The sequence below is a fragment of the Pseudomonas sp. TAE6080 genome, assembly GCF_018732265.1.
Classification (GTDB): domain Bacteria; phylum Pseudomonadota; class Gammaproteobacteria; order Pseudomonadales; family Pseudomonadaceae; genus Aquipseudomonas; species Aquipseudomonas brenneri.
Window position 1 is genome coordinate 179,929 of the sequence record NZ_JAHIDY010000005.1, and the last position, 10,439, is coordinate 190,367.

General features: G+C 60.4%; 9 protein-coding genes. 4 read left to right on the top strand and 5 right to left on the bottom strand.

What is annotated here, in order from left to right; genetic code table 11:
- Positions 1–37 precede the first annotated feature (37 nt).
- The gene (locus KL786_RS06370) at positions 38–1,336 is read left to right on the top strand and encodes an MFS transporter (protein ID WP_215517051.1); all 1,299 of its coding nucleotides are present in this window, start codon (positions 38–40) and stop codon (positions 1,334–1,336) included.
- Positions 1,336–2,313 carry a 2-hydroxyacid dehydrogenase gene (locus tag KL786_RS06375; protein ID WP_215517052.1) on the top strand — a complete coding sequence of 326 codons (978 nt, stop codon included), beginning with the start codon at positions 1,336–1,338 and terminating at the stop codon, positions 2,311–2,313. The genes KL786_RS06370 and KL786_RS06375 overlap by 1 nt, the downstream gene beginning before the upstream one ends.
- Positions 2,314–2,431: 118 nt before the next feature.
- Here the strand turns inward: KL786_RS06375 and KL786_RS06380 are convergent, their stop codons facing one another.
- From KL786_RS06380 to KL786_RS06395, 4 genes are all read right to left on the bottom strand, one after another.
- The gene (locus tag KL786_RS06380) at positions 2,432–3,511 is read right to left on the bottom strand and encodes a polyamine ABC transporter substrate-binding protein (protein ID WP_215517053.1); all 1,080 of its coding nucleotides are present in this window, start codon (positions 3,509–3,511) and stop codon (positions 2,432–2,434) included.
- Between the two features lie 88 nt (positions 3,512–3,599).
- Positions 3,600–3,968, bottom strand: a complete 369-nt coding sequence (locus KL786_RS06385) for a cupin domain-containing protein (protein ID WP_215517054.1) — start codon at positions 3,966–3,968, stop codon at positions 3,600–3,602.
- 27 nt (positions 3,969–3,995) lie between these two features.
- Complete coding sequence (locus KL786_RS06390; RefSeq protein ID WP_215517055.1) at positions 3,996–5,402, bottom strand: NAD(P)/FAD-dependent oxidoreductase; 1,407 nt, start codon at positions 5,400–5,402, stop codon at positions 3,996–3,998.
- Positions 5,403–5,451: 49 nt separating this feature from the next.
- The gene (locus KL786_RS06395; protein WP_215517056.1) at positions 5,452–6,276 is read right to left on the bottom strand and encodes a helix-turn-helix domain-containing protein; all 825 of its coding nucleotides are present in this window, start codon (positions 6,274–6,276) and stop codon (positions 5,452–5,454) included.
- 257 nt (positions 6,277–6,533) lie between these two features.
- Here KL786_RS06395 and KL786_RS06400 point away from each other — a divergent pair, with 257 nt between their 5' ends.
- Positions 6,534–6,806, top strand: a complete 273-nt coding sequence (locus KL786_RS06400; protein WP_032860446.1) for a DUF1652 domain-containing protein — start codon at positions 6,534–6,536, stop codon at positions 6,804–6,806.
- 105 nt (positions 6,807–6,911) lie between these two features.
- Here the strand turns inward: KL786_RS06400 and KL786_RS06405 are convergent, their stop codons facing one another.
- Positions 6,912–9,392, bottom strand: a complete 2,481-nt coding sequence (locus tag KL786_RS06405) for a UvrD-helicase domain-containing protein (protein ID WP_215517057.1) — start codon at positions 9,390–9,392, stop codon at positions 6,912–6,914.
- Between the two features lie 227 nt (positions 9,393–9,619).
- Between KL786_RS06405 and KL786_RS06410 the strand changes: the two genes are divergently transcribed.
- On the top strand, positions 9,620–10,315 hold the full coding sequence (locus tag KL786_RS06410) for a pirin family protein (protein ID WP_215517058.1): 696 nt from the start codon (positions 9,620–9,622) through the stop codon (positions 10,313–10,315).
- Positions 10,316–10,439 lie beyond the last annotated feature (124 nt).

The window sequence follows — 10,439 nt, forward strand, 5'->3', positions numbered from 1 at the left end:
CTGTTGCCACAACTACAACAAGCTCAGGAGCAACCCCATGAACCACCTGAAACTCGCCACCCGCCGTTGGTGGTACATCATGCCCATCGTGTTTATCACCTACAGCCTGGCGTACCTGGACCGCGCCAACTACGGCTTCGCCGCCGCCTCCGGGATGGCCGAGGACCTGATGATCACCCCGGGCATGTCTTCGCTGCTCGGCGCACTGTTCTTCCTCGGCTACTTTTTCTTCCAGGTGCCGGGGGCGATCTATGCCCAGCGCCGCAGTGTGAAGAAGCTGATTTTCGTCAGCCTGATCCTCTGGGGCGGCCTGGCAACCCTAACTGGCGTGGTCTCCAACGCCTATATGCTGATCGCCATCCGCTTCCTGCTTGGGGTGGTCGAGGCCGCCGTGATGCCGGCGATGCTGGTGTACCTGTGCCACTGGTTCACCCGTGCCGAACGCTCGCGGGCCAACACTTTCCTGATCCTCGGTAACCCGGTGACCATGTTGTGGATGTCGGTGGTGTCCGGCTACCTGGTGCAGCATTACAGCTGGCGCTGGATGTTTATCATCGAAGGCCTGCCGGCAGTGTTCTGGGCCTTTATCTGGTGGCGCCTGGCCGATGAGCGCCCAGCAGATGCCAAGTGGTTGAACGCCGCTGAGAAACACGATCTGGAAACCGCTCTCGCCGCCGAACAGGTGGGGCTCAAGGCGGTGAAGAACTATGCCGAAGCCTTTCGCTCACCCCAGGTGGTCATCCTCGCGCTGCAGTTCTTTTGCTGGAGCATTGGTGTCTACGGCTTTGTGCTGTGGTTGCCGTCGATCCTCAAGGCCGGCCTGCAGATGGATATGGTCGAAGCGGGCTGGTTGTCGGCGCTGCCTTACCTCGCCGCGGTGATCGGCATGCTGCTGGTGTCCTGGGGCTCGGACAAGCTGCAAAAGCGCAAACGTTTCGTGTGGCCGCCGTTGTTGATCGCCTCCGTGGCGTTTTATGGCTCCTACCTGCTGGGCGCCGAACATTTCTGGTGGTCCTACACCCTGCTGGTGATTGCCGGTGCCTGCATGTATGCGCCTTATGGGCCGTTTTTCGCCATCGTCCCGGAAATCCTCCCGGCCAACGTTGCCGGAGGCGCCATGGCATTGATCAACAGCATGGGCGCATTGGGTTCGTTTGGCGGTTCATACCTGGTGGGTTACCTCAACAGCAGCACCGGCTCGCCGGGTGCCTCCTACTTGCTGATGAGCGGCGCGTTGCTGCTGTCGGTAGTGCTGACGATTTTTCTCAAGACCGGGGCCCGTGAAGCGTCCCCGGCAACACCGCTGCACTCCCTGGATTTGAAGGTCAGAACCTGATGAAAAAACATGTCGTGCTGTACAAGAAACTCTCCGCGCCGCTGATGGCCCGCTTGCATGAAGCGGCCGAGGTGACGCTGATTGAAAGCCTCGACCCCACGGGCCTGGCACAGCTGCGTGATGCCTTGCCCAGCGCTCACGGCTTGCTGGGTGCAAGCTTGCGCCTGGATGCACAACTGCTGGACCTGGCACCCCGCCTGGAAGCGGTGGCCAGCGTTTCGGTGGGGGTCGACAACTACGACATCGACTACCTGACCCAGCGCGGCATCCTGCTCAGCAACACCCCGGATGTACTCACCGAAACCACCGCCGACACCGGTTTTGCGCTGATCCTCGCCACCGCCCGACGCGTGGTGGAGCTGGCAAATATGGTGCGCGCCGGCAACTGGAACCAGAATATCGGCCCGCTGCACTTTGGTAGCGATGTGCATGGCAAGACCCTGGGCATCATCGGCATGGGCCGGATCGGCGAAGCACTGGCACAGCGTGGGCATTTTGGCTTTGGCATGCCGGTGATCTACCACAGCCAATCGGCCAAGCCAGCGGTAGAGCAGCGTTTTGGCGCCGAATATCGCAGCTTGCCGGACTTGCTGCAGCAGGCCGACTTTGTCTGCCTGACGTTACCGTTGACGGCTCAAACCCAAGGACTGATTGGCGCCAAGGAGTTCGCCCAAATGGGCCCGGAGACGATTTTCATCAATATCTCCCGAGGCAAGGTGGTGGACGAGGCGGCCCTGATCGGCGCCCTGCAACAGCGCACAATTCGCGCTGCGGGGCTGGATGTGTTTGAGCGTGAGCCGTTGAATCATGATTCGCCGCTGATGCGTTTGAGCAATGTGGTGGCGACGCCGCATATCGGCTCCGCGACCCATGAGACCCGTGAAGCGATGGCGCGGTGTGCGGTGGACAACCTGCTGCAAGCGCTAGCCGGCGATCGTCCGAAAAATCTGGTGAATACCACCGCCTGGACACACTGATTCTGGCATCCCATGTGGGAGCGGGCTTGCTCGCGATTGCGGTGGATCAGTCAAGTCATTCTTGGCTGACACACTGCAATCACGAGCAAGCCCGCACACACGGGTAAGTGTTCAGCCTCTAGCGCCCGGTGCGGATCGTGTTCCAGATCCGCGTGCGAATGCGGTCGATCTTCATGGGCATGGCTTCGAGGGCGAATAGCTTGCCCATCATTTCTGCGCTTGGGTACACCTTGGTGTCGTTCTTGATCACCGGGTCCACCAGGCTGTCGGCAGCACTGTTGCCATTGGCGTAGTGCACGAAGTTGGTGATGTCGGCCATCACATCCGGGCGCAGCAGGTAGTTCATGAAGGCGTAGCCGGCCTTTTCATCCGGGGCGTCGGCGGGCATGGCCACCATATCGAACCAGATGGCGGCGCCTTCCTTGGGGATGTTGTAGCCGATGTTCACGCCATTCTTGGCTTCCTTGGCACGGCTTTCGGCCTGCAACACATCCCCCGAGAAACCCACCGCCACGCAAATATCGCCGTTGGCCAGGTCGCCGGTGTATTTCGAGGAGTGGAAGTAGGCAATGTACGGCCGTACTTTGATCAGCAATGCTTCGGCTTTTTTATAGTCTTCGGGGTTCTTGCTGTGGTGCGGCAAGCCCAGGTAATTCAGGGCGATGGGCAGCAGTTCCGGGCCGTTGTCGAGGATTGCCACCCCGCACTTGCTGAGTTTTTCCATGTACTGGGGCTTGAAGATCAAGTCCCAGGAATTGACCGGGGCATCATCGCCCAACACCGCCTTGACCTTGTCGATGTTGTAACCGATGCCGGTGCTGCCCCACAGGTACGGGAACCCGTGCTCATTGCCCGGATCGTTGGTTTCCAGGGCCTTGAGCAGCACCGGGTTGAGATTCTTCCAGTTGGGCAACTGGCTCTTGTCGAGCTTTTTCAGCGCCCCGCCCTGGATCTGCCGGGCCATGAAGTGGTTGGACGGGAAGACCACGTCGTACCCCGAATTGCCGGTCATCAACTTGCCGTCCAGGGTCTCGTTGCTGTCGTACACGTCATAGCTGAAACCGATCCCGGTTTCCTTCTGGAAGTTCTTGGTGGTGTCTGGCGCAATGTAGCTCGACCAGTTGTTGATTTTCACCGTTTCGGCGGCCTGGGTCAGGGAAGCCACCAACATCAGGGGCAACAGGGCAATGGGTCTCATGGTTCGATTTCCTGGCGGTTATAGGGCTGTTTTTATGGCAGGCGATCAAAGAAGCAGCTTCAACTTTTCAAGCTGCAAGTGACGAGCTTTACGCTTGAGGCTTGCAGCTTGAAGCTTGCAGCATCAGCACATAGGTCTTGCGTACGGTCTCCTGGATATCCCAGATTCCCGTGCTGTTGGCCGGCAGCATCAGTGCGTCGCCGGCTTCGATATGCAGGGTTTCGCCGTCATCGGGGGTGAAGGTGCAGCGCCCCTGAATAAAGTGGCAGAACTCCTGAGCCACGATCTGGCGCCGCCAGCGGCCTGGGGTGCACTCCCAGATGCCGGTCTCGACGCCGTCGCTGCGTTCTACGCTGAGGGTGGAGGCCACGGCAACCGGGGTGCCCAGCGGTACGGCGACCGGGCTTGAGTCCGGCAAGTGGCGGTTCAGGGTGTCTTTGAACTGGGTAATGTTCATGGTCATACCTGTGGTGATTGAAACGACTTAGTGCATGAAACCTTCCATGAAACCGGCAACCCCGCTGGCCAGCTTGCGCCGCCAGGGCGCGGTGTTCGGATCGGCCAGGGTCTGGTCTTCATGGACAAAACTGCGAATGATCGCGTTGTAGCCCAGCCAACGGCACGGCTCCGGCTCCCAGGCCCTGAGAGCACTCAGGCCGCCTTCACGCAGCACCCAGGGCTGCTCGACCAGCGCCGTGGCGCGCCCCAGGATCAGGTCGGCCAGGGTGCGCCCGCCAAGGTTGCTGGCGCCTACGCCCTCCCCGCCATAACCGCCGGACAAGGCAATGCCGCTTTGCTGATCGCACAACATGTGCGGCCGAAAGCGCCGCGACATGCCGAGGTTGCCGCCCCAGGAGTGGGTCACGCGCACATGCTTGAGTTGCGGGAACAACTCGCAGAACAGATAGCGGCGCAGCTCCACTTCGCTGTCAGTGAGGTCGAAGTTGTGGCGCAGCTTGCCGGCAAACTGATAGCCACCACGGGCTCCGAAGACCAGGCGATTGTCGGCGGTGCGCTGGCCGTAGGTGACCTGGCGGCTGCTTTCACCAAACGCCTGACCCTGATCCAGGCCGATTTCCTCCCAGGTACTGGCCGGCAGCGGTTCAGTCGCCACGATCAGGCTCTGCACCGGCAGTTGATAGCGGCCCAGGGGCTTGAGCGTCGGCGCATAGCCCTCTACTGCCGGCACCACCCACGAGGCCCGGACCTGGGCCTTGTCGGTACGCAGGCTGCCCGACTGCCAATGGGTGACCGGGCTGTTCTCGTAGAGAGCCACGCCCATGGACTCGACCACCCGCGCCAACCCGCGCACCAGCTTGGCCGGATGGATCGTCGCGACATGCGGCGTGTACACCGCGCCATAGGCCGAGGCGATGCGGATCTGTCCGGCCAGTTGCTCGGGGCTGAGCCAGCGGTAATCCTCTTCGGTCAAGCCTTGGGCATGAAGCTTGGCCAGGTAGTCGCGCAGGCTGGCTTGTTGCTCGGGGTAGCGGGCGGCACAGTGCAGCGCCCCACCCTTGCGGTAATCGCAGTCGATGCCTTCGCGCGCCAGCACTTGGCCGACCTCATCGGGAATGCCGTGCAGCAGGTCAAACGAGGCCCGGCGCTGCTCGGCAGGCAAACCTGCAAGCAAGCGGTCTTCGCCCAGCAGGTTGCCCATCAGCCAGCCACCGTTGCGCCCGGAAGCGCCAAAACCAGCGGTCTGCGCCTCGATGATTGCAACCTTCAGCTGCGGCGCATGGCGTTTGAGGTAATAGGCGGTCCACAACCCGGTGTAGCCGGCGCCAATAATGGCCACATCGACATCCAGGTCCTGGCCGAGGGACGGACGCGCCTCCAGTGGCTCTTGCAACTGGTCCATCCATAAACTGATCTTGCGCCATGCCTGCATGCCAAAACTCCACCACCCAACGTCGATGGCGTGATCCTAGTGCCTGGCTTCAGTCGTCGTCTTGCGCGCGTGCACGCAGGGAAATTTGTTTGACGTAGGCCTTGGGCGACAACCCCGTGTGCTGGCGAAAACAGCTGTAGAACGCCGATAGCGAGTTGAAACCAGCGGCAAACGCCAGTTCATCGATACGGATCGGCGGCGTGGCGCCATCCAGCGCTGCCAGCAAATGCTGCAGGCGGGCCTGGTTGACGTAGCGGTAGAAGCTCTGCCCCAGCACCTGGTTGAGCAGGTAGGAAATCTGGTTGCGGCTGTAGCCACATTCCTTGGCCACCCGTTGCAGATCCAGTTCGGGGTCGAGATAGGGTTGCTGGCGCTGGAAGTACTGCTGCAAATCGTTGGCCAGGTAGCTCAGTTGCTGTGGCGACAGGCCCAGGCGGCTGACGGTCGGCCGCGTGGCCTGGGACGAGGAACGGCTGGTGGCGGGCTCATGGACCAGGGACGCATATTCGTTGACGCGCCAGATCAGCCCGTCGCGCACCGTGATCGCCTCGCTGGTGCGAAACGACACCAGGCCCTGACCGCCGCGCAGCGTCACGCGATACTGGATGAACGCGGTATCGCCGTCGGTACGGATGCGATCGGTGTGTTCAATGGCCTCGTCGGGGTCCCGGGGCATGCTGGCTTGCAGATACTCACGCAACTGGTCGAAGCACACCACGCGGTTCTGGAAGAAGTCGTGATACTGGATATCCGGGTGGTAGTGCGCCATGACCCCGTCCAGGTCCCGGCGCTTCCAGCACAGGTGATGGCGTAACACCACCTCGGCAGTCGCTTGCGTCTGTTGCGGGCTATCGGCCGGGACGGTCTGTGGCATACAACACTCGCAAACGGCTAAAGCCTGGAGCTTGCACAAGTTTACCGAGGGCTTCAATGGCAAAGTGACAGTTTCAAGTAATGGCTTTTTGCCTAAGCTTTTGTAAGACATGACCCACGTCATACTTCTTGCAAGGAACTGCCGAACGGACAGCAAAAACCCCGGTGCCAATTGCGACTGAGTGCTATTTTTTAGGCTTCACGGTCAGGACCATTGATGGACCTGACGCCCTTGCCGCGAGCTAAAGGAAGCGCTCAATGAACAAGGTGGGCAACATGAATAAAGTGACATTCCCCAATGCATGCCAGCTGATGCGCTGGCATTTTCACCCGGTTGGCTTTGAAGGCAGTATGGACGCGCCTGGCAGCATGATCGCGCGATTGTTTGACCGAGAGAGTGGCGAAACCCTCATCGCCATCGCCGGCATCCCCTGTGCCACGGTGATGAACGCCACGGAGGTGGAACTGATTATCGAGGCGATCGAGGCTGAGTTGGACTCGTTTGTGCCGCCGCAGTTACTGCAAGCCTGACTGATACCCTTGTAGGAGCCGGCTTGCCGGCGAAGAGCCTGAGGGCAACGCGGGGCATCAGGTACCCCGCGTTATCGTCGACGACTTTCGCAGGCAAACCAGCGCCTACAATGGGTCTTGCTTCAATGCAGTGGTACCCCGGCGATCATCAAAGAACGCCTTGCCCCCCGCCACCCGGTCCGACGCCCTCGGCGCATTCGTACCTTGGCCGTCCTGCCCTTCGACATACCAGTAGCAATGACTCACCGCCCGGGTAATCCCGACATAGGCCAGGCGCAGCACTTCGTCTTTTTGCGCATTGTCGTAGGGTTCGGTATCACCGTCCTTGCCAAGCCCGGCCATGCGGTACACCTGGTTCTTGTAGGGCGAGCGGGTCAGGTGCTGGCAATCACCCAGCAAAAATACGGCATCCGCCTGCAGCCCCTTGGCGCTGTGGTAGGTCAGTTGCTTGAGGCGGCGCATGCCGGGCGGCAAGCTAGAATCCAGATTAACTACAGGCTCAATATGTTGTTGAATCAATAGTTTATCGCTGCTTTTTCGATACAGCATTAATATCGATTCGCCCCGCTGATAGTGTGCCAGCAACTGCTGCGCCAGGGCCGCGTCGTCCCGGTCAAGCACCTGTACCGGCACCAGGGCCCTGGTTGCACCGCAAGCCTTGGCTTTCTTGCCGCTGATCGCCGGGGCGGCTTTAACGATATGTTCCGCCGCATCAATGATGTGCTGGTGGCTACGAAAGTTCTCCCCCAGCATCACCCGGGTGGTACTCGGTGACGAAAACTCCTTGGTGAACTCCATGAAGTACTTGGGCGAACTGCCGCGCCAACCATAGATCGACTGCCAGTCATCCCCCACACATAACAGCGAAGAGTGCTGGGCACCGCGCCCCACATGCATCGCCGGCCCGCGACGACGAATCTCGCGCAGGCTGGCGCGGATCCACGACACAATCTGCGGCGAGACATCCTGGAACTCGTCGATCATCAAGTGCGACAGCGGGCGCAAGAGTCCGTCGCTGAGCAGCTTGAGGTTTTCCGGGGTGTTCTCGCCAAACAGCGAAAACATGCGGTTGTAGGTCATGACCGGCGGCGACTGATCGAGCAGGTGATCCTCCAAGGCCATCCAGAAAATACCCAGGGCCTCGAAGAAGCCGTGATCCGGGTCATCCTTGGCAAAGCTCATCTGGCCAACTGCGGTAGGTACGTCCAGGCCGAGGTTCTCGATAAAACCGGCTGCCGTGACAAAACAGTCGAGCAACGGCGCCGAAGCCAACTCGCCCTTGACCTTGTAATCAAACCCCGGCCCTGAAGAGGCATCACCGGCCAGACTGCTCAGAAGGCGTTTGGACGATTCGTAGTTATCAAGCCAGATCAATGGTTTGCGGCAGAATGCTTGAAACAGCGTACGCTTGACCGCCCATTCGGCGCGGACCGACAGCCTGGCTCCGGGGCGTGCGGTCTGCGGGTTTTCCCTGGAATCGAAGCCCAGCACCACCCACGCATCCAGTTCGGCGCTGTAGCCATGGCAGTGGAACGACGCGCCATTGATCTCGACACTCTGGCGGTTCGGTTCGATCCCCTTGATCGGCCACGCGCCGGCGCGGAACCACAGGTCCTCGATCACATCACACAGTTCTTCGTCACGCTTGGCCGCCAACTCGGTGACCGCCACGCGTTTTTGCACATCCGGGTGGTCGCGCTCCAGCTCCTTGAGCTGCAAGGCGTGGCGTGCCATTGGCGCAATCAGCTCGCGAAAGCGCGTATGCCGGCCGTAGAGCCCGTGATAACAGGCATTGAGTTGCTGGCGCTGGGCATCATTGATGCGCAAGTCAAAGGGGTTGCTGTCGGCCTCGTCATCGTAGATGCCGCTGTGCAGGTTTTCGAAGGCCTGCAATCGCTCGAAGCCCGGCAGGCTACGCACCATGGGCAGGATCCGTGAGTGGAAAGTCCGCACCACGGCCTGGGCCTCTTTCAAAGCAAGGGGTTGGCCCCACAGGCTGAGAATCTCCATGAGCTTGCTGATGAAGTCCTTGCGCGACTCACGGGTGAAGGTCACCACGGTCATGGAACTCAGCTCAAAGCCCAGGTAATGGGTCAACAACAGGATCCGCAGGACCAAGGACGTGGACTTGCCAGCCCCGGCCCCGGCAATCACCGAGGTTGACGGGGTGTCACTGAAGATCATCTTCCACTGGGCCGCGCTGGGTTGCGCATGAGCTGGCAACAGGCGCGCTACATCAGCCTTGATGCGTTTTTTCAGCTCCGGGGTCAGTGGCAGGCGCCAATCGTCGAACAGGCTGTCATCCACGCCAGGCGCGCGGTGCTCATCGCTGCGAAAGTCACGAATCAACAGGACCTGGCGCCCTTCCTCGATGCCATCGCGCTTACCTTCCTGGTAGCCATACTCCACGCCTGCCTCGTGCCCGCTGCGAAAGCCATCCGCCTGGCCATGCAACCACGAAAAACGATGCTGGGCCCGCAGGCGCGTCAAGCCGTGGCCAAACAGCCGGGCAGCCAGGCGCTTGAACAGCGGCATTTGCGCCAGGGGGCGCAGTTCGGGGGGCAGATCAGGGGTGTGTTGCGGCACGCGGACTCCTGCGAGGGCTTGAGCGAACAGAGGCCCTATGGTCGCTGGAATCTCCCGACAGTTCCAGCCAATTGCTTTGGCTTCATGCAGTTAGGCGATGAAGTGAAGCTGGGGTCTAGTTAAGGCGCCGAACAAACAATCGAACAATTCGATAAGAATTAGGCATTTTTTACGCTTTTTATCGATTATGCCTCGGCGGATGATAAGCCCATCAACAGGAGACGATCATGCTTGAACTTCGACCTTTTACTTCCCTGGGCGGTGCCAATCACGGTTGGCTGGATGCCCATCATCACTTTTCGTTCGCCGAGTACCACGACCCTCGGCGCATGCACTGGGGCAACCTGCGGGTGTGGAACGACGACATCATCGCGCCGGGCACTGGTTTCCCGCAGCATCCACACCGGGACATGGAAATCATCACCTATGTACGTGAAGGTGCCATCAGCCATGCCGATAACCTGGGCAACAAGGGCCGTACCGAGGCTGGCGACATACAGGTGATGAGTGCCGGCACCGGGATTGCCCATAGCGAATACAACCTAGAGGCCACGGCGACCAAGATTTTCCAGATCTGGATCATTCCCAATGAAGCCGGCTTGCCTCCTTCCTGGGGCGCCAAGCCTTTTCCCAAGGGCGACCGCGAAGGGTTTGTGACCTTGGCCAGCGGCAAACAGGGTGATAATGAAAGCCTGCGCATCCGTGCTGATGCACGTCTGGTGGCGGCCAACTTGAAGGCCGGGGAAAGTGCCGAGTATCACTTGGATGCAGGACGCCGGGCGTATCTGGTGCCGGCGACCGGGGTGATTGAGGTCAATGGCTTGCAGGCACAGGCGCGCGATGGTGTTGCGGTGCAGGATGAGCGCGTACTGCGGGTGACCGCGATCGAAGATAGCGAAGTGGTGCTAGTGGACCTGGCCTGATCTCAAGCCAGACTCAAAAACCAAGCGGGCTTGCTCGCAATGGCGGTGGGTCAGTCACAGTAATATCGACTGATCCACCGCTATCGCAGCCTCGCCGGGGCTCGACAGCTCCCACCTTTGATCT